Source organism: Rhodococcus sp. BH5 (genome assembly GCF_027583855.1).
Lineage (GTDB): Bacteria > Actinomycetota > Actinomycetes > Mycobacteriales > Mycobacteriaceae > Rhodococcus_F > Rhodococcus_F qingshengii.
On record NZ_JAJHVW010000013.1, the window covers coordinates 82,590 to 101,791 of the forward strand.

The following is a 19,202-nucleotide window of genomic DNA, read 5'->3' on the forward strand; positions in this document are numbered from 1 at the left end:
CCGGATCCAGTTGCACACTCCTGGCATGAACATGTGTCTCGAATCAGCTCGGGTGTGAGGTATTTCGGATGAGTGTCGGTCAATGGCTCGCTTTCGGCTCCCTGCTATCCATCGTCCTGTTCACGCCGGGACCGGATTTTGTCCTGATCCTGCGTCATTCTCTGGCAGATCGTCGGACCGGCGCGGTGGTGGCCGCCGGTGTGATTTCCGGGCTCTTCGTTCACACCGCTGCCGCGTCACTTGGTCTCTCCGCACTTGTGGCGACACGGCCGCAGTTGCTCTCCGCGCTCACCTACGCCGGGGCGGCATATCTGACCTGGCTCGGCATCTCCGCGATTCGAAGTGCTTTCAAGGCCCGAGCCTCGGACGAGGGAATTCCGGCAGCGAAAGAACCGATCGCGGTCACCACAGCATTTCGCTACGGCTTCCTCTCGAACCTGCTGAACCCGAAGGCGCTGTTGTTCTTTCTCGGGCTACTCCCGCAATTCATCGAGCCGGGTGAAGGCGCAGGGCTGCGGACGTTGATGTTGGCGGGCGCGACGGTGGTCGCCGCGGCACTGTGGTGGGCGATCGTGGTGGTGTTGGCGGCCGGAGCCGGCAAGAAGCTGCGTCGCCCTGGCGTCGGCAAGCGAATCGACGTGGTGACGGGAGTGTTGTTGGTGGGCCTCGGTGCCTTCTTCGGGGTTGCATGAGTGGTCGTGTCAGGATGGGCTCATGACACTTCCCGTGCTGATCGACGTCGAAGAACTGTCCGCTCTCATCGAGGCCGGCGCTGCGCCGCGATTGCTCGATGTCCGATGGGCGCTGGGTGATTCGAACGGCGAGCAGCATTTTCGCGACGGCCATATTCCCGGTGCGGTATTCGTGAACCTCGACGAGGAACTTGCCTCGCCGCCGTCGCCGGGCAAGGGAAGGCATCCGCTGCCGAGTCTCGAAGACCTGCAGGCCGCGGCGAGTCGTTGGGGAATCGGCGACGGTGATTCGGTGGTGCTTTACGACGCCACCGGCAACACGGCCTCTGCTCGTGGTTGGTGGCTGCTGCGGTGGGCCGGACTCTCGGATGTCCGACTGCTCGACGGCGGGCTGCAGGCCTGGGAGTCCGCAGGACTGCCGTTGGCGGCCGGTATCGGCGAGTCCGTCAGCCCGGGCGACGTGACTTTCACCGGCGGCAACATGCCGACTGTCGACATCGACGGTGTCGGCAACTGGACGAGCGAGGGCGGTGTCCTTCTCGACGCCCGAGCCGGGGAGCGGTACCGCGGCGAGGTCGAGCCGATGGATCCCGTCGCAGGGCACATCCCCGGTGCGGTGAACGCGCCGACCGCCGAGAACATCACCGGCGACGGGCGATTCCTGGATACGACCCACCTGCGTGAGCGATTCGCCGGACTGGGCGTCGGAGACAAGGTGGCGGTGTACTGCGGATCCGGAGTGACTGCAGCGCACGAGATCGCGGCGCTCGCGATCGCCGGTTACGACGCGACGCTGTTCCCGGGCTCGTGGTCACAGTGGTCCAACGACAGCACTCGCGCCGTCGACACCGGAGCCTGAGTCAGCTCTTGGTGCGATCGATGAATGACGGCACGAGAAACCACAGCGCCGTGAACATGATCGCGGCGCACGCTGCCAAAACCTTTGCGGCAACTCCGCCGACGGCGACCTCGGCGATCAACAGGACCGTGCCGGTCATGGAGGCGGCCAGAAAGGCTATGCCGCACAGGGCGAATCGGTTGGCCACGGGCAATATGTTCTCGCGGTGCCCACGGCGGAAAAGCATGCGATGCCAGACCGCGGGTGCCATCAGGAACCCGAACGAGATGGCAACAAGGATCACCGTCACCAAGTGGATGCCGCGGATGTACGCCGACGCTTCCTCGTAGCGTTCGGTGAATGCCACGGCCAGCAGGAAGGCAAACAGGATCTGCACACCAGAGAGCGCGACGCGCAGTTCTTGCAACAACTCGTTGAAGTTCCGCGCGAGTTGTTGAGGTGGAGTCTCCCCGGTCTCGTTCACGGCGACGTGGTTCCTACGCCCGTGAGTATTCCGACGCTCGCTGGATCTGCTCCGCGCTCGGGCGCACACCGGTGTAGAGAACGAACTGCTCGGCGGCCTGAAGGGCAATGACCGACGCTCCTGTGATCGCCGTTTTGCCGAGTTCGGTCGCCAACGCGATCAGTGGCGTCTTCGAAGGCATCGCGACGACGTCGAAGACGACATCGGCTGCGCGCACTGCGTGCTCGGGGAACGACAGTGCATCTGCTTCTGCGCCGCCGGACATACCGATCGGGGTGGCGTTGATCAGCACACCGGGACGAAGCTCACCGAGTTCGGCCTGCCAGTCGAAGCCGTACTGCTTCGCAAGCGATGACCCCACTTGCTGGTTGCGGGCGATCACGGTGACGTCGGTGAATCCGGTGTCGCGCACCGCGGCGACGACTGCTTTTGCCATGCCACCGCTGCCGGCGACAGCGACGGACAGGCTCGTGTCGACGTTGTTGTCACGCAGTAGATCGGCCACCGCCTGATAGTCGGTGTTGTAGGCGTGCAGCACTCCGGACTCGTTGACGATCGTGTTGACGGAGTCGATGGCGCTGGCCGAATCATGCATGACGTCGATGTGCTCGATGACCTGTTCCTTGAACGGCATCGACACCCCACAGCCTCGAATCCCGAGTGCTCGGATGCCGGCGATCGCGGCTGGCACGTCTTCGGTGGTGAAGGCTTTGTAGACGAAGTTCAAGCCCAATTCTTCGTAGAGGTAATTGTGAAATCTGGTGCCGATGTTGCTCGGTCGCCCGGAGAGCGACATGCACAGGAGCGTGTCCTTGTTGAGGTCGACGGTCATCGTTCCCACTCTAATCGCGAGTTCGGAGTAGTTCTTGATGGAGGAGTGCACCCATCCGGATGGCCCGCAGCGCCGAATGTCGGGTATCCGATCGAAGCACCACTCGCACCGACAGAGCCGAGACGACATGGTCACACAGAACATCGACGAGCACCCGAGCACCGAATCTCGTCCACCGCGTCGTAGATGGGCTGCTCACGCGATCTCCGGGGTCTTGGCCGCGGCTGTCGTCCTGGGCGTCGGTGAACTGGTTGCGTTGCCGATCAACCCGGACGCGTCGCCCTTCTACGCGGTAGGTGCGACTACCGTCGACCGAACGCCGGCGTGGGCTCGCGAGTTCGCGATCGACACTTTCGGTACCAATGACAAGCCGGCGCTGTTCATCGGAATGTCGATCTTGATCGTTCTGCTCGGTGCGGTGGCCGGGCTCCTGGAACGGCGACGCCGCCCGATCGGCAGCGTCATTCTCGTTCTTCTGGGCGCGGTTGGTGTGTATGCGGCGATGCAGCGACCGACTGCCGACGCGATGTACGTGTTCCCGACCCTGGTCGGTGTGGTGGCGGGCGTCGCAACACTGCGTTTGCTGATCACACAGCTGGAGGTGCCGCTCTCGCCTGGCGTCGCCGACTCGTGGTTGCCTCGTCGTCAGTTCCTTCTGCTGGCAGGTGCGGCGTTGGCAGTGGCTGCGGCAGCGGGTGCGGCCGGGAAGTTCGTGGGGCAGAGAATCGCCGGAGCAGTAGCGAATCGTGAAGATTTTGTCGTGCCCACCGCCGCTGACCCGGCGCCGCCGATTCCGGCGGGTGCGGACATCGGGATTTCGGGTGCATCGACGTACATCACGCCCAACGGCGACTTCTACCGAATCGACACGGCTCTCCTCGTTCCGCAATTGACGACGGATTCGTGGGAACTGCGGATTCACGGAATGGTGGACCGGGAGATGACGTTGTCGTTCGACGATCTGGTGGCGCGAACGCCCATCGAGCGGGTCATCACGCTGACGTGTGTTTCCAACGAGGTGGGCGGCGTTCTGGCCGGAAACGCGAAGTGGATCGGTTATCCCATGAAGGACCTGCTCGACGAAGTCGGTGTCCATCCCGACGCCGACATGCTCCTCTCGACCAGCGTCGACGGCTTCACAGTCGGCACCCCGGTCGAGATAGTCACCGACGGCCGTGACGCGATTCTCGCCGTGGCGATGAACGGTGAGCCGTTGCCGTTCGAGCACGGCTATCCCGTTCGGCAGGTCGTTCCCGGTCTGTACGGTTTCGTCTCCGCCACCAAGTGGGTGACGGAGTGGGAACTCACGCGTTTCGACAAGGTCGAGGCCTATTGGACCCAGCGCGGTTGGGGTGCGCAGGCACCGATCAAGACGTCCTCGCGTATCGAGGTGCCGGCAGCTCTGGCTCCCATCGAGCCGGGCCAGGTGCTGGTGGCGGGAACGGCCTGGGCGCAGCATCGCGGGATCGAGAAGGTCGAGGTTCGCGTCGACAACGGTGAATGGCAACCGGCGACACTGGCGCAGGAGTACTCGATCGACACCTGGCGTCAATGGTCGTGCATGTGGGATGCAGGCTCGGGTTTGCACACGGTGCAGGTCAGAGCGACGGATCTGGACGGGAACGTTCAGGTGGAAGAGCGCACTCCGCCGATTCCCGGTGGCGCCACGGGATGGCACACCAGGTCGTTCACCGTGAAGTGACGTCGGAATCCGAATGAGGTTCGGTATACAGACGAACAACGCGCTGAGCCATCCATCCGGCGATCAGGGTTCGCAGGCCGAAGTCGAACGTGTCGTCGGTTCGCAGTGGGGTCGTAGCCTCGCGCGTGATCTCGCTCGGGTTGGAGGATTGGGTCCATGCGACATCCGGCGTCGAGAGTTTCACGACTGATCCGAGAACCAGACTGTCCAGCGTGGAGATTGCGTGACGAGTGTCGGCCGAATCGAAACCCCCGTCCGAAAATGCCTGAACCAGTGCAGTATCGATATCAAAAGTTACCTCTGTGCGGACGCTGCGGGTCATGAGTAGCGGGATGAGGCGCCAGTGCTCGACCGCAGCTCGGCGATAGGCCCACCCCCACGCGCTGATCCGTTCGCTCCACCCTGCCGGTGGGTGGGGGACAGAGATCGACGACATCACGCGGATGCGCATGAGTTCGACGATCTCGGATCGACCCGAAATATGTGTGTAGAGCGAAGACGGAGTCACGTTCAATTGCTTGGCGATCCCGGGCATGGTGAAGTCGCCGGTCGCGTCGACAGCATCCAGAGCCGCGTCGGTGATGTTTCGCGTGGACAGTATCGGCTGGGTGGGACGCGGCATCGATTCTCCTGGTGAGGGATTCGTCAGCAATCTCGGACTTCATCGAGTGATGACAACTCCTTGATTTCGGGAGCCGATATGCATCATACTAACCGAACCCTATTCGGTATGTCGGCGGAATCTTCCGGCGATCGGTACACGTCGGAGGAACATTCAATATGTCTGTCGTATGGCTGACCGGTGCAACGATCATCGACGGGACGGGCGCCGACCCGATCGAGAACTGCGCTGTTGCTGTGGAAAACGGGCGCATCAGTGCACTCGGTGGCACGCCACCCACGGGGGCGGAGGTGCTGGACTGCGCTGGGCTGACAATCACGCCCGGCCTCATCGACGCACACGTTCATCTCGGTGGATCGAGCGATCTCGCACCGAGCCTGCGGCGTCAGATCTCGGTAGCCGAGCTCGCTGCAGACATGTTCGCGACCTGCGCATCGACCCTCGACGGGGGATTCACCACTGTTCGTGACTGCGGCGGAATCGACGGTGGACTCGCCGGAGTTGTCGCCTCGGGCAAGATTCCGGGTCCGCGGATCATTCAGTGCGGCCCGATCCAGTGCCAGACCGGTGGACACGGACACCTGGCGGCCGAATGGGAGCCGACTTCGGACTGGTCCGATCATGACATCCCCGGATTACGGTGTATGTCTCTGCTTTCCGACGGTCCGCACGAAATGCGAAAGAACGTTCGCGAGACGTTCCGCAGGGGTGCGGACTTCCTCAAACTGTGCGTCACCGGGGGAGTGGTATCCACTCATGACAAGCTCACCGATACCCAGTTCACGGTCGACGAGATCGAAGTTGCCGTCGAGGAAGCCAATGCGCGCGGTACCTATGTCACGGTGCATGCCCACAACAACGAAGGAATCCGAAACGCTGTCACTGCCGGCGCGAAATGCGTCGAGCACGGCTCAGGTATCGACGACGAGACTGCCAAGTTGATGGCCGAGCACGACGTCGCGTTGGTGCCGACGTTGGCTGTGGTGCAGGCACTCTCGGACAGCGCGGCGTCAGCAGGTCTACCCGAATCGATTTCGGCTCGGATCGGCCAGATGATGCAGGGTCAGATCGACGGGCTTCTTGCTGCTCGAAATGCCGGCGTCAGAGTGGGATTGGGATCGGACCTCATCGGTACCGATCAAACGGGCCGGGGAATGGAGCTAGTCCTGCGCGCCAAGGTCGAAACCCCGATGGACGCATTGGTTTCCGCTACCCGGATCAACGCCGACATTCTCGGTATCGCCGACGAGGTCGGCACCATCGAAGTCGGCAAGTTCGCCGACCTCGTTGCCTTCCGCGGCAATCCGTTGACGGATCCGTCCATCTTCGCCGATCGTGAGCGCATCGCACTCGTCATTCAGAGCGGTCGAGTGGTGAAGGACGGCCGGTAGCTCAACAGCGAGTGGCGAGTTCTGTCAACGCCGAGTGATCCGCCCGGCTGACCGGTAAGCCATAGGAAATCGCGACGGTCAAGTACTTGCCGGCGTAAAAGCATCGGTACGCAGGATCGGGCGGCAACCACTCACTGGGCGTGCTGTCGCCTTTCGACTGGTTGTCGGGGCCGTTGACGGCCAACAGGTTCAGAGACATGTCGTTCGCGAACCTCATTCGCAACGCAGGAGTCCAGGAGTTCGCGCCGAAGTCCCAGGCCGCGGCGAGCGGGAAGACGTGGTCGATCTGGACGGACTTGGCCTGGCTGCGTTCGAATTCGATGCGATCTCCGGAGTACGGGTCGGTCATCGCGCCGGACAGTACGACGCAGTCACGTGTTCCTGGTTTGAACACCACGTCCGAGAGATCTTGGGCCAGGACGTTGTTGCGGGTATCGCACCCGTCGTGGCCACCTGGAGCGTCCTGGTCGTCGGACCACGCGGGGCCGAAGACGCAGGCCTCGCCGTTACCGCAGCCGCGCTGGTATCCACCCGGATGTGGTCGGGTGTCGACAATCGCTGTCCGGGACAGCAACTCTTCCAGTTCCGATCGCGTGGGGCTGCCAGGGGCCGACTCGAGACGCTCGTCCCCGACCCATCCGCAGGACGCGACGAGACATACGAGCACGAGCGTCGACAGGATCGCAGATAACCGTGCAACCACCTGTGCCCCCGTCCGTCGTAGACGGTGATTCAACGCCGCCCGTCGTAGACGGTGATTCAACGCCGTCCGTCGTAGACGGTGATTGAACCATCGGGGTCCGACAGGAATCAGCCGAACTCGATCACCACTTTGCCGGCGGCATGGCCGTCTTCGACTGCAGCGAGCGCTTCCCCAGCGCGGGAGAATGGGTACCGCCCGGACACGGACGGGTCGAGGATCCCGTCGGCCACGAGCGCCGCGACCTCCGTGAATACTGCTGTAGTTCTTCGGCGTTCGACACCACCGCCGCCGAGTCGGCTCGCCGCCAGAGGATCGGCGATGCTCAGGATCGGTGCGTCCGGTCGGGCGAGCTCAGCGCCGCGAGTGAGAGTGTCCCCGCCGACCAGGTCGAAAACCGCGTCCACTCCGACTGGGGACAACGCGGACACGTCGTCTGCGAAGCCGTCCCCCGACGCAACCCAACGTGCTCCCGCTTCCTCGATCGCGGTTCTCTTGGACTCGCTCGCGACACCGATCACGTTGATACTCCGCGCCAGAGCAAGCGCGATCGTGCTGCGACCAACGCCGCCGCCGGCGCCGAGCAGCAGGAGTGTCGCCCCGGGTTTCAGACCGAGATCGTGGAGTGCGTCGTAGGCCGTTCCTGCCGCAACCGTCAGCACTGCGGCATCGGCCCAGGACACGGTAGGCGGCTTGTGTGCTGTCGAGGAGACGTTGAGCAATGTCGACGCGGCGTAGCCGCCGAAGCCGGTCGCGGTAGCGCCGAACACTTCGTCGCCGACCTCGAACTCGGTGACCCGCGGACCTACTCCGATGACAACACCGGACACTTCGCGGCCCAGAACCGCAGGCAGCGTCACCGGGACAGTATCTTTTCGAGTACCCGCGCGAACTTTCCAGTCAGCGGGGTTGACGCCCGCCGCTCGGACCGACACCAGCAGTTGGCCGGCACCGGGCGGGGGCAAGGTGACGTCGAAGTAGGACTGTGTGTCGGGTCCGCCGTACTCGGAGAAGCCGTATGCCGTCGTCATGCCTGCCAGCCTATTGCCCGGTAGGCGGGAAGTGGTGTCGGTGGCACCTGATTGGATGGTCGGATGCTGCATGGACTCTGGTCACCGGGATCGGGGCTCAAACTGTGGGTCGACGGGCACGAGGGTGCCGGGACCGACGATCCCCGTGATCCGGTCAGTGCTGTCCTGCATCGCAAGTTCCGTCATCGTGTGAATGTCGCTATGCCGCCCGTACCTGGCGGGCCTTTGCAGAGTGAGTACGCAGCTGTTGCGTTGGCGCCGCCGGACGCAGTCGATCTCCTGCTGCGGTTCAAGGCCGACGATCAGCGAATTGCGGGAGACCTGCACTTTCTCGTACATGTGGCGCGAGGAATAGACCGGTGGGTGCGCGCCGGACGGGTGGTCCCCGCACTGACGCGGGCTGAAGGAAGTTGGTGGCCACGCTGGCAGTTGTCGGTGGGGGAACGCCAGCGCGCCTGGATCGGCGAACTGGTCGTGGCGATGCCGCCGGTGCAGCGGGCGGTCGGTTCGCCGAGGGCGACGATCGAAGACATCACGAACGAACTCACGGACCCGATCGTTCGTCGTGCTCTCGGGGACTCACATCCGGTGGTGCAGACCCCGCTGTGGCAGGCCGTGTTGTCCGGGGACGCTTTCGACGACGTGTCGGTACGAGCGGCCGAGGGACTCGCCGAATGGGGGTCGACGTTCACCGCCGGAGAGCCGGACTTGGTTCTGCGGCTGATCGAGCCTGAACTCGACGACAATTCCGATCCCGACGACGATGCGCTGTGGCGTCTGCAAGTGTGTTTGCGTCCTGAAGGTGAAGCGCCCGAACGTGTTCGACTGCACCGGGCAGATCCCAAACGTATCCAGCTCGGCAGCCGCAAGCTCGAAGACGCAATCAAGGCTTACCCACGTTTTCGCGACGTGCCGCGTGACGAGGACAGCCTCGACCTGTTGCTGCCCACTCCTGTAGTGATGGACCTGGTCGGACACGGCGCGATAGTCCTGCGAGAGCGAGGGATCACGCTGCTGCTTCCGCGTGCCTGGAACGTGGTGTCTCCATCCCTGCGTGTGCGGGTGACCTCGGCGGCGTCTCCGATCGTTGCGGAGAATCGTACGGTCGGTATGGACCAATTGCTGGAATACGATTGGGAATTGGCGCTCGGAGACAAGGTACTCACCGCCGAGGAAATGACCCGACTGGTCGATGCGAAGTCCGATCTGGTCCAGTTGCGCGGCGAGTGGGTTCAGGCGGACAAAGACGTCCTGGCCCGCGCGGCTCGTTTTGTCAGTCAGCGGCATTCGAGCGGGGACCGAGCGATCGTCGATCTGATCAAGGACTTGATCGCCGACGACCTCAAAGACCTGCCGGTCGAGGAAGTGAAGGCAACCGGATGGGCCTCGGCACTGCTCGACCAGTCGGTGGCTCCGCGGCAGGTCGCGGTACCGTCGACGGTCAACGCGACTTTGCGTCCGTATCAACGACGCGGTCTCGACTGGTTGGCGTACATGAGTGCTCTCGGGCTCGGCGCTGTTCTGGCCGACGACATGGGTCTGGGTAAGACGCTGCAACTGTTGGCGTTACTTGCGCACGAGAAGTCCAAGACAGCAACCCTTTTGGTGTGCCCGATGTCGGTTGTGGGTAACTGGCAGCGTGAATCGGCGCGATTCGTGCCGAGCTTGCGCGTCTACGTTCATCACGGTTCGGATCGCGCTACCGGGGCGGAGTTGGAACAGGCAGTTCGTGAGAGTGACCTCGTGATCACCACCTACGCGCTCATGACCCGCGACGTCGCGGCCCTCAAGGATCTCGACTGGCGGCGCGTAGTGCTCGACGAGGCTCAACACATCAAGAACGCCAAGACATCTCAGGCCCGCGCTGCTCGCAGCATCCCCGCGGATCATCGCGTTGCTCTGACCGGAACGCCGGTGGAGAACCGACTGGACGAGCTGCGGTCAATCCTCGATTTTGCCAATCGCGGTGTACTCGGCTCGGAGCAGATGTTCCGCAAAAGGTTTGTCGTACCGATCGAGCGGGAAAAAGATCAGCTTGCCGTCTCGCGACTGCGAGCCGTCACGTCCCCCTTTGTGCTGCGGCGCGTGAAGACCGATCCCGCCGTGATCGCGGATCTCCCGGAGAAGTTGGAGATGACGGTTCGAGCGAATCTCAGCGAAGAGCAGGCCGCGTTGTACCGCGCCGTGGTGGACGAGATGATGGCGCAGATCAAGGGGACGGAAGGGATGAAGCGCAAGGGCGCCGTCCTGTCTGCGCTGACCAAACTCAAACAGGTGTGCAATCATCCCGCGCACTTCCTGCGCGACGGTTCGCCGGTGATGCGCCGCGGGCAACACCGTTCGGGAAAGCTCGGACTGGTCGAGGACATCGTCGAGTCGGTCATCGGCGACGACGAGAAGGTTCTGTTGTTCACACAGTTTCGTGAGTTCGGCGAATTGGTGGTGCCGTACCTGGCCGACCGGTTCACCACCGAAGTTCCGTTTCTCCACGGCGGAGTGTCGAAAGCCGGGCGCGACGCCATGGTCGAGGCATTCCAAGGTGAAGGCGGCCCGCCCATCATGGTGCTCTCGCTCAAGGCCGGCGGCACGGGTCTGAATCTCACGGCGGCCAACCATGTGGTTCACCTCGACAGATGGTGGAACCCGGCGGTAGAGAACCAGGCGACGGACCGTGTCTTCCGCATCGGTCAGAGAAAGAACGTTCAGGTACGCAAGATGGTGTGCGTCGGAACCTTGGAAGAGCGAATCGACACGATGATCGCGAGTAAAAGTGAACTCGCCGAACTTGCAGTCGGGACCGGTGAGAACTGGGTGACGGAGATGAGCGTCGAGCAATTGGACGAGTTGTTGCGACTCGGCGACGACGCGGTGGGCGAATGAGTCCGCGCGGCAAGGGCCCCGATTTCAGCGAGTACACCGGCTCCCGACGGCGAGCACCCGCGCCGGTCAAGCCTCGTCCAGCGTTCGGGAGAACGTTCTGGGGCAAGGCTTTTGTCCGCGTCGTCGAAGAGATCGGCGACAAACCTCGTGTCACGCGTGGGCGAACGTATGCGCGTTCGGGTCAGGTTTTGGCACTCGACATCGAACCGGGAGTGGTGACGGCCGAGGTTCAGGGCAGCCAACTTCAACCTTTCGTTTCCACGCTGTCGATCGACACTCTTGATCAATCGGATATCGACGACATCATCACCAAGATCCGCCGAGTGCCGGGAAGCCTTGCCGCGCTGGTGTCCGGCACTGTCCCGGACATGCTTGCTGCCCAACTGATACCGGACGGCCCGTCGGCTTTCCGATTCGACTGCACCTGCCCCGATGTCGGCTGGCCGTGCAAACACGCTGCGGCCGTGGCGTTCTTGACCGCGGAGCGAATCGACACCGATCCGCTCAGGTTGCTGAGACTTCGCGGGGTCGACCTGGAGCAGTTGATCGGGGGAGTAGAAGACGAGTTGACTGTTTCGGTGGACGTCGAGAATTGGTTCGGAATCGCGGCTGCCCTCCCTGCGCTACCGAAGGTGCCTTTTCGCGCGGCGATCGACGATCTGGATATCAGGCGGTTGCGCGAGGCGGTCGCGGCATTGGGATTGGACATGGCTCAGCAGAACGTCGCCTTGGACGAAATACGGTCCATCTACCGACGGTTGGACGGTTGAAATCGGACAACTCCGGACTGGTGCTAGTTTCCTGTCGTAAATTCCAGTATCGTTAATTGGACCGGTCCGGTCGGGACCTGCCTGCGATTTCAGGTCGTTGTCGTCGGCGAATAGACGACTATTCATTTCTCGGAGGGACAGTCGCTGTGATGCCCGTTCATTTGCGCGACAGCGCAATACCCAAACACGAACAGTTGCGCACCATTCTCCTGCGCAAGTGCACCCAAGAACTCCAGCCTGGCGACTTGATGACCAGCGAGCGAAACCTGATGCAGGACTACGGCGTCAGTCGGATCACCGTTCGCGAGGCAATCGGGCAACTGGTCAATGACGGACACCTCGTTCGCGTGCGTGGCAAGGGAACCTTCGTTGCGCACCGTGCTGTCCAATCCAAGCTGCACCTTGCATCCTTCACCGAGGAAATGCGCGCCCAGGGGCATCACCCCACGACAGTGGTCCTGGTCAGCGAACAGGGGCCGGTCCCCGAAAACACTGCTGCCGCACTGAATATGCGACCGGGTTCCGACGGTTACCACGTCAAGCGCTTGCGCCTTGCCGACGGCGAGCCGGTGAGCGTGGACGACGGCTGGTTCAATCCCGAACTGTTGCCGGGTTTACTCGACATGGACTTGACGGGTTCGATCTATCGGGCAACCGCCGACAAGTACGACAAGCCGATCGATCGGGCAGAGCAGACAGTCAGTGCCGATGGTGCCAGTACGGAGATCGCGACTCTCCTGGGCACTCGTAAGGGCGCTCCGGTTCTGTACTTCGATCGAGTGTCGTTCAGCGAGATCGCACCGGTCGAGCACACTCGCAGTTGGTACCGATCCGACCGCTACCAGTTGCAGATGGAAGTCCAGGGCCAAGCGCGGCCCAAAACGCGCGGCGACCAATAGTCATCGTTCGAAGCGAAAGGGCGAGCACACCTTCCGGTGTGCTCGCCCTTTGCGTTACGCCGACCAGTCGAACAGAGTGTCGCCAGTGGCGACGTCCCCACCGACGGAAGGGGATTCGACGGTGTCCGGTTTGGAATCCATCACGACTACCGGGCAGATCGCCGAGTAACCGGTCGTGTCGATGTGCGCTGGATCGAAGCTGACGACGGGATCACCGGCATTGACGGTGTCACCCTCGGCGGCGATGAGGGTGAATCCGTCGCCTTCGAGCTTGACCGTGTCGATGCCGATATGGACCAGCACGCCGGTGGCTTTCTCGCCGAAGATCACGAACGCGTGGGGGTGAAGTTTCAGGATCTTTCCGCTGATCGGCGCCACGACCGTGAGTGGGCCCTGACCGCGAGCGGGTTCGATCGCGACGCCCGAGCCGACCATCTGCTGAGCGAACACCGGGTCCGGTACGTCAGCGAGTGCGACGACCCGACCGGGGAGCGGGGCGAGGACGACCGTCACAGGATGTCCTCGATGTCCTCGGCAAGGGTGTCGGCCTCGGGCCCGACGATGACCTGGACAACCGTTCCGGCTTTGAGCACGCCGTGTGCGCCGGCAGCCTTGAGAGCGGACTCGTTCACCTTCGCTCCGTCCTTGACCTCGGTACGCAGGCGGGTGATGCAAGCCTCGATCTCGACGATGTTCTCTGCGCCGCCGAGGCCCTTGATGATTGCTTCCGCTTTCGACATTTGCTGCTCCTGATTGTCGGGTTGGTCGTGATCGTTGAACGGTCGTACAGGTGGGCTGACTAGTTGCTGGTCAAGGCTATCCCGGTTACGTATGTCACATTTGGGTGTTGACAACTCGCCTCCACCAGGTAAAACTACAACTGGTTATGACCGGACAGTACCCGTTGGAAGTCCGGCTCCACAACAGTTTCGACAAAGCGGTTTCGGCCTCACTTCCGAGCAAGAACCGTGACCTGCATTTTCACGAAACCTGCACGTGTACGACACCCGAATTTCCAGAACCAGCGGCCGATCGCGACGCGGCCCGGCGAACGAAGAAGGTCCTTGATGACTCTCGAAGACACCCCGAAGAAGGAATCGAAAGTGTTCGCCGGGGTTCAACGCCTCGGCCGAAGCTTGATGCTTCCGATCGCCGTTCTGCCGGCTGCGGGAATCTTGCTCCGCCTCGGCCAGGACGACCTGCTCGGGCGATTCAGTTCGATGCACAGTGCTGCTGCAGTGATCTCTGCGGCAGGACAAGCAGTCTTCACGTGGCTGCCGCTGATCTTCGCCGTCGGTATCGCGATCGGCTGGGCCAAGAAGGCCGACGGATCGACTGCCTTGGCAGCCGTCGTCGGCTACATGGTGATCGACGGCGTGTTCAAGGCGATGTCGCCGATCGTCCTCGAAGGGAAGACGGACCCGAACGGGGATCAATCCCTGATCAACTACGGTGTGCTCGCCGGTATCGTGATGGGCTTGCTGTCGGCGATCTTGTGGCAGCGGTTCTATCGAACGAAGCTTCCCGATTATCTCGGGTTCTTCAACGGGCGCAGGCTCGTTCCCATCCTGACAGCGATCACCGGTCTTGTGGTCGGTGTCCTGATGGCATTCGTGTACCCCTTGTTCAACTCCGGCCTCAACTGGGTCGGTGAAGCAGTTGCTTCCAATACCGTTGTGGGCGGCGGCATTTACGGCGCAGCGAACCGCCTCCTGATCCCCACGGGCCTGCACCACATCTTGAACTCCGCCGTGTGGTTCCTGATCGGCGACTACCAGGACGCGAGCGGTCAGATCGTTCGCGGTGACCTCAACCGGTTCTTCGCCGGCGACCCCTCCGCCGGTACGTTCATGACCGGCTTCTTCCCGATCATGATGTTCGCCCTCCCCGCTGCAGCCTTCGCAATCTGGCGCAACGCCAAGCCTTCTCAGAAGAAGCTCGTCGGCGGCATCATGCTCTCCACCGGCCTGACCGCATTCCTCACCGGTATCACCGAGCCGCTCGAATTCTCCTTCATGTTCGTCGCGTGGCCCCTGTACGTCATCCACTCGCTCCTGACCGGAACGTCGATGGCCTTGGTCAATGCGCTGGGGATTCACGACGGATTCACGTTCTCCGCAGGCTTCTTCGACTACGTGTTGAACTTCGGCAAGGCAACCAACGCATGGATGTTGATCCCGATCGGACTCGGCTACGCCGTGATCTACTACTTCCTTTTCAGCTTCGTCATCAAGAAGTGGAATCTGCGCACGCCAGGACGAGAAGAAGAGGTCGAGGTGGCCGCAGGTGAGCCCGACCCAGCGCTGCTCGAGGCCGAACTGGCACTGGCTGCCGAAGGTGACAGCCGCACCGACGCCCCGCTCGTCGCCGAACTGGAAAACAAGCTCGACAAGGAACTGGAAGGACGCTGAACATGGCGATCGCAACCACGACAATCGGATCCCGCGTCGGACTCCACGCACGACCCGCAGCGCTCTTCGCGCGCGCCGCAGCCGATCTACCGGTAGACGTCACCATCGCGCTCGGCGACGGCGAACCCGTCGATGCCTCCAGCATGTTGTCTGTCATGACTCTCGGTGCAGCATTCGGGGATTCGGTGACCTTGCGTGCTGACGGTGACGGCGCCGACGCTGCGGTCGGTTCGCTCGCAGAGCTTCTCGCTTCGGAACTGGACGAAGCCTGATGACGGCGAGTGTGGACAACCGCATCGCGGGTATCGGAGTGAGCGCGGGTTCGGTCTGCGCGCCGTGGTTGCGATTCTCCACGCCTGAGCCGACCTCGGCGGCGGACCCGATCACGGGCAGTCCCGAGGCGGAGCTGATCAGGATCCGTGAGGCACTGGACGCCGTCGCGGAGGAACTGCTCTCGCGTGCAAAGACAGTCGAGGGCGTCTCCGCGGAGATCCTGACGACGTCGGCTGCGATGGCGCGCGACGCGGGCATCGTGAAGGCGGCCAAGGCAAACCTGGAATCGGGGCTGCCGACCGCACACGCCGTCGCAGTTGCCTTCGACGCATTCTGTGAAAAGCTCACGGCGCTCGGTGGGTACATGGCCGAGCGGGCAACGGATTTGCGCGATCTCGGGCAGCGAGCCGTGGCCGTTCTTCGCGGGGAACCGATGCCCGGAATCCCCGCTCCCGGTCATCCGTACATCCTGGTGGCGCGCGACCTCGCTCCGGCGGATACAGCGACGTTGGGCACCAGTGACGTGGTCGGATTGTTGACTGCCGAAGGAGGTCCGACCAGCCACACCGCAATCTTGGCGAAGTCGCTCGGAATCCCGGCCGTGGTCAACTGCTCGGGAACCGATCTGCTGGCGGAGGGAAAACTTCTCATCCTCGACGGCACCACCGGGACGGTGACCATCGATCCCTCGGCAGAAATGCGCGAGCGCGCTGTCCTCGAAGCATCGTTCGTGGCAGAGCAGTCGGCTTCGGCACAGGGTCCAGGACGCACGCGTGACGGGTTCGCGGTGAGGTTGTCGGCCAACATCGGAACCCTCGAGGACGCCGCGCGGGCCGGAGCGGCGGATTGTGAGGGCGTCGGACTGTTCCGTACCGAATTCTCGTATCTCGGGCGTCACGACGCACCGTCGGTGGAGGAGCAAGCACAGACGTACGCGTCGGTGCTCGGGCACTTCGCCGGACAGAAGGTGGTGGTCCGCACTCTCGATTCGGGTTCGGACAAGCCGTTGCCGTTTCTCGATCTCGGGGTCGAGGAGAATCCGGCCCTTGGTATCCGCGGGCTCCGTGTCGGCACGGTTTATCCCGACACACTCATCAGCCAGCTCGACGCCCTCGCGGCGGCAGGCAATGCGACGGGCGCCGATCTGTGGGTCATGGCGCCGATGGTAGCTACGGCCGACGAGGCGAAAGACTTTGCAGAACTTGCGCGTTCGCGGGGGATCGGCAAGGTCGGAGCAATGATCGAGGTTCCAGCTGCAGCGTTGCGGGCGAAGGATATCCTCGAGCACCTCGATTTTGTCAGTATCGGTACCAATGATCTGAGCCAGTACACCTGCGCCGTGGATCGTATGGCCGGAGGCCTGGCGCAACTGCTCGATCCGTGGCAGCCGGCGGTCCTCGATCTGATCGCGATGGTCGGTCAGGCGGGCGCCGATGCCGGAAAACCAGTTGGTGTGTGCGGAGAATCCGCGTCGGACCCGCTGTTGGCTCCGGTTCTGGTCGGTTTGGGCGTGACGAGTCTGTCGATGTCGGTCCCGGCATTGGGCGCAGTTCGCGCGCAACTGGCCTCTCTCGATCTGGCGGTGTGCAAGGACATGGCCGCTGCGGCGCGGGGCGCGCGAAACCCGATCGAGGGTAGAGCGGCCGTCGCGCGGATTCGCGAGTCGGCATGAGTACATCAGGCTCGGCTGCTGTCGGCGATCCGATCGTGTTGCGGGGAACTGTGATCGGATCTCCGGCCGGGAAGATTCACGACGGAGTCGTCGTCGTGGACGGCGAAAAGATCAGTTGGGTCGGCTCGGCTGCGGAATATGTGGCGTCCACACCCGTCGTCGTCATTCCGGAACGCACCGACGCGGTGATCATGCCCGGCTTGATCGATGTCCACAGCCACGGCGCCGCGGGTGCTGGTTTCCCGAACACCGACGCCGATGGAGCGAGCCGCGCGGCGGCGCATCATTGTGAGCACGGCACGACCGGAATGCTGGCCAGCCTGGTCTCCGCACCGCGCGCAGATCTGGTGCGACAAGCAACGATGCTCGCCGATCTGGTCGAACGCGGAGAACTTCTGGGTATCCACCTCGAGGGGCCGTTCATCAACGGCGTCCGCTGCGGTGCCCAGGATCCGGCAGCGATCATTCCCGGTGATCCGGATCTGCTCGAAGCCGTGTGTGAGGCCGCGCGGGGGACCGTGCGGTCCATGACCTTGGCGCCCGAGACCGAGAATTTCGAAGAGTTGCTCGCGATCATGCGTCATCGCAACATCGTGCCGAGTTTCGGTCACACCGATGCGGATGCGGCAACGACGTCGGCGCGCATCGATGCTGCGGTGCACGGGGATTGGGCCGGACAGATCAGCGCGACCCACCTCTTCAACGGGATGCCGCCCCTGCACCATCGATCTCCGGGTCCCGTCGCGGCGTGCCTGGCGGCTGCCGCGAGAGGCGAGATGGTGGTGGAACTGATAGCAGACGGTGTGCATCTTGCACCCGAGACCGTGTCGATGGTCTTCGATGCTGTCGGACCGGACCAGATCGCCTTGGTCAGCGATTCGATGGCCGCTGCGGGAATGGACGACGGCGACTACCAACTTGGTGCGCTCGACGTCACCGTACAGGCGGGCGTCGCGCGGCTCGCGACGACCGACGGCTCGGCCGGCGCGATCGCCGGAGGGACCGCGAGGTTGCTCGACGTCCTGCGCAGCACCGTCTTCGACGGCGGCGTCGCGCTGGAAGATGCTGTCGCAGCGGCAACTCGGAGCCCAGCGCATCTGCTGGGGCTCGGCGACCTGATCGGATCGCTGGCCGTGGGCTGCCGAGCCGACATCCTGGTCACCGATCGTCAATTGCGTCTGGGGCGTGTACTACTCGGCGGAAAAGCCGTCGGAAAGGAAAAATCATGGAAATCGTAATTCAGCCGACACCCGCGGAGGTCGACTCGACCGTCGCGGACATCGTCGAAGGCTACGTCAGAGCCGGGGCGACGACGCTCGGTCTCGCAACGGGGTCGTCGCCGATCGGAACCTATCGTGAACTGGCAGCGAGGCATCGCGACGCCGAACTCGACTTCTCGCTGGCTCGGGCATTCCTGCTCGACGAGTACCTGGGATTGCCGAAACGCCATCCGCAGTCGTACTACTCGGTGATTCGGTCGGAGTTCGTCGATCACGTCAACCTGGATCCCGCGATGGTGTCCAGTCCCAACGGTGAAGCGCCGTGCCCGGAGCAGGAGATCGCCCGGTACGACCAGAGCATCGCGGCGGCCGGGGGAGTGGACGTGCAGTTGCTCGGCATCGGTACCGACGGCCACATCGGCTTCAACGAGCCCGGATCGTCGTTGACCTCGAGAACCCGCGTGAAGACGCTGACCGAGCAGACCCGGATCGACAACGCACGCTTCTTCGACGGTGTGGACGACGTCCCACATCACGTGCTCACCCAGGGGCTCGGAACCATCAGCGATGCAAGGCATCTGGTGATGATCGCGACCGGAGAAGGCAAGGCTGACGCGATCGCCGCTGCCGTCGAAGGTCCGTTGTCTGCTTTCTGCCCGGCTTCGGTGATGCAATTGCATCGCCATGTCACCGTCGTCATCGACGAAGCTGCGGCCAGTTCACTCAAACTTGCCGACTACTACCGGTATGCGCTCGAACACAAGCCGTCGTGGCAGTCCTTCTGA

At 63.1% G+C, this 19,202-nt stretch carries 19 protein-coding genes; 12 read left to right on the plus strand and 7 right to left on the minus strand.

The window, feature by feature from the left end:
- Positions 1-68: 68 nt before the first annotated feature.
- Both RhoBH5_RS26500 and RhoBH5_RS26505 read left to right on the plus strand, forming a co-directional pair.
- On the plus strand, positions 69-692 hold the full coding sequence (locus RhoBH5_RS26500; RefSeq protein WP_003941342.1) for a LysE family translocator: 624 nt from the start codon (positions 69-71) through the stop codon (positions 690-692).
- Positions 693-714: 22 nt separating this feature from the next.
- Entirely contained in the window at positions 715-1,551 is an 837-nt protein-coding gene (locus tag RhoBH5_RS26505; RefSeq protein WP_270008981.1) for a sulfurtransferase, read from the plus strand.
- A 1-nt stretch (position 1,552) separates the two neighbouring features.
- Here RhoBH5_RS26505 and RhoBH5_RS26510 read toward each other — a convergent pair whose 3' ends face one another.
- Positions 1,553-2,014, minus strand: a complete 462-nt coding sequence (locus tag RhoBH5_RS26510; protein ID WP_003941357.1) for a DUF6328 family protein — start codon at positions 2,012-2,014, stop codon at positions 1,553-1,555.
- Between the two features lie 13 nt (positions 2,015-2,027).
- Positions 2,028-2,846, minus strand: coding sequence for a shikimate 5-dehydrogenase (locus RhoBH5_RS26515; protein ID WP_064074733.1), 819 nt, complete (start codon positions 2,844-2,846; stop codon positions 2,028-2,030).
- Between the two features lie 127 nt (positions 2,847-2,973).
- On the opposite strand from RhoBH5_RS26515, the gene RhoBH5_RS26520 reads away from it, so the two are divergent.
- Positions 2,974-4,548, plus strand: a complete 1,575-nt coding sequence (locus RhoBH5_RS26520) for a molybdopterin-dependent oxidoreductase (protein ID WP_270008982.1) — start codon at positions 2,974-2,976, stop codon at positions 4,546-4,548.
- On the opposite strand, the gene RhoBH5_RS26525 is transcribed toward RhoBH5_RS26520, so the two are convergent.
- A complete protein-coding gene (locus tag RhoBH5_RS26525; RefSeq protein ID WP_007726121.1) occupies positions 4,535-5,170 on the minus strand; it encodes a TetR/AcrR family transcriptional regulator C-terminal domain-containing protein in 636 nt (211 codons plus the stop codon). The two genes, RhoBH5_RS26520 and RhoBH5_RS26525, sit on opposite strands and share 14 nt — an antisense overlap.
- A gap of 158 nt (positions 5,171-5,328) precedes the next feature.
- Between RhoBH5_RS26525 and RhoBH5_RS26530 the strand changes: the two genes are divergently transcribed.
- Positions 5,329-6,561 carry a metal-dependent hydrolase family protein gene (locus RhoBH5_RS26530; RefSeq protein ID WP_007726122.1) on the plus strand — a complete coding sequence of 411 codons (1,233 nt, stop codon included), beginning with the start codon at positions 5,329-5,331 and terminating at the stop codon, positions 6,559-6,561.
- A gap of 1 nt (position 6,562) precedes the next feature.
- Here RhoBH5_RS26530 and RhoBH5_RS26535 read toward each other — a convergent pair whose 3' ends face one another.
- Both RhoBH5_RS26535 and RhoBH5_RS26540 read right to left on the minus strand, forming a co-directional pair.
- A complete protein-coding gene (locus tag RhoBH5_RS26535; RefSeq protein ID WP_270008983.1) occupies positions 6,563-7,264 on the minus strand; it encodes an HNH endonuclease family protein in 702 nt (233 codons plus the stop codon).
- Between the two features lie 107 nt (positions 7,265-7,371).
- A complete protein-coding gene (locus RhoBH5_RS26540) occupies positions 7,372-8,292 on the minus strand; it encodes an NADP-dependent oxidoreductase (RefSeq protein ID WP_270008984.1) in 921 nt (306 codons plus the stop codon).
- Positions 8,293-8,355: 63 nt separating this feature from the next.
- Here RhoBH5_RS26540 and RhoBH5_RS26545 point away from each other — a divergent pair, with 63 nt between their 5' ends.
- The 3 genes from RhoBH5_RS26545 to RhoBH5_RS26555 all read left to right on the plus strand — a co-directional run bounded on the left by RhoBH5_RS26545 (position 8,356) and on the right by RhoBH5_RS26555 (position 12,841).
- Positions 8,356-11,172, plus strand: a complete 2,817-nt coding sequence (locus RhoBH5_RS26545) for a DEAD/DEAH box helicase (RefSeq protein WP_047270179.1) — start codon at positions 8,356-8,358, stop codon at positions 11,170-11,172.
- Positions 11,169-11,942, plus strand: coding sequence for an SWIM zinc finger family protein (locus tag RhoBH5_RS26550; RefSeq protein ID WP_042445325.1), 774 nt, complete (start codon positions 11,169-11,171; stop codon positions 11,940-11,942). Before RhoBH5_RS26545 ends, RhoBH5_RS26550 begins: the two co-directional genes overlap by 4 nt.
- Positions 11,943-12,091: 149 nt before the next feature.
- Entirely contained in the window at positions 12,092-12,841 is a 750-nt protein-coding gene (locus RhoBH5_RS26555; RefSeq protein WP_007726130.1) for a GntR family transcriptional regulator, read from the plus strand.
- A gap of 54 nt (positions 12,842-12,895) precedes the next feature.
- Here the strand turns inward: RhoBH5_RS26555 and RhoBH5_RS26560 are convergent, their stop codons facing one another.
- Together RhoBH5_RS26560 and RhoBH5_RS26565 are read right to left on the minus strand one after the other, a co-directional pair.
- Positions 12,896-13,354 carry a PTS sugar transporter subunit IIA gene (locus RhoBH5_RS26560; RefSeq protein ID WP_003941386.1) on the minus strand — a complete coding sequence of 153 codons (459 nt, stop codon included), beginning with the start codon at positions 13,352-13,354 and terminating at the stop codon, positions 12,896-12,898.
- Entirely contained in the window at positions 13,351-13,581 is a 231-nt protein-coding gene (locus tag RhoBH5_RS26565; protein ID WP_003941324.1) for a glucose PTS transporter subunit EIIB, read from the minus strand. The genes RhoBH5_RS26560 and RhoBH5_RS26565 overlap by 4 nt, the downstream gene beginning before the upstream one ends.
- A gap of 327 nt (positions 13,582-13,908) precedes the next feature.
- Here RhoBH5_RS26565 and RhoBH5_RS26570 point away from each other — a divergent pair, with 327 nt between their 5' ends.
- Genes RhoBH5_RS26570 through nagB form a run of 5 tightly spaced genes read left to right on the plus strand, consistent with a single transcriptional unit; the run spans position 13,909 to position 19,202 of the window.
- Positions 13,909-15,252 (plus strand): PTS transporter subunit EIIC, encoded by a 1,344-nt coding sequence (locus tag RhoBH5_RS26570; RefSeq protein ID WP_003941307.1) that lies wholly within the window; start codon positions 13,909-13,911, stop codon positions 15,250-15,252.
- Between the two features lie 2 nt (positions 15,253-15,254).
- Positions 15,255-15,524: an HPr family phosphocarrier protein gene (locus RhoBH5_RS26575; protein ID WP_003941322.1), complete on the plus strand. Its 270-nt coding sequence runs from the start codon at positions 15,255-15,257 to the stop codon at positions 15,522-15,524.
- The gene (ptsP, locus tag RhoBH5_RS26580) at positions 15,524-17,197 is read left to right on the plus strand and encodes a phosphoenolpyruvate--protein phosphotransferase (RefSeq protein WP_042445310.1); all 1,674 of its coding nucleotides are present in this window, start codon (positions 15,524-15,526) and stop codon (positions 17,195-17,197) included. Before RhoBH5_RS26575 ends, ptsP begins: the two co-directional genes overlap by 1 nt.
- Complete coding sequence (locus RhoBH5_RS26585) at positions 17,194-18,435, plus strand: N-acetylglucosamine-6-phosphate deacetylase (RefSeq protein WP_270008985.1); 1,242 nt, start codon at positions 17,194-17,196, stop codon at positions 18,433-18,435. The genes ptsP and RhoBH5_RS26585 overlap by 4 nt, the downstream gene beginning before the upstream one ends.
- Positions 18,423-19,202, plus strand: coding sequence for a glucosamine-6-phosphate deaminase (gene nagB, locus RhoBH5_RS26590; RefSeq protein ID WP_007726140.1), 780 nt, complete (start codon positions 18,423-18,425; stop codon positions 19,200-19,202). Before RhoBH5_RS26585 ends, nagB begins: the two co-directional genes overlap by 13 nt.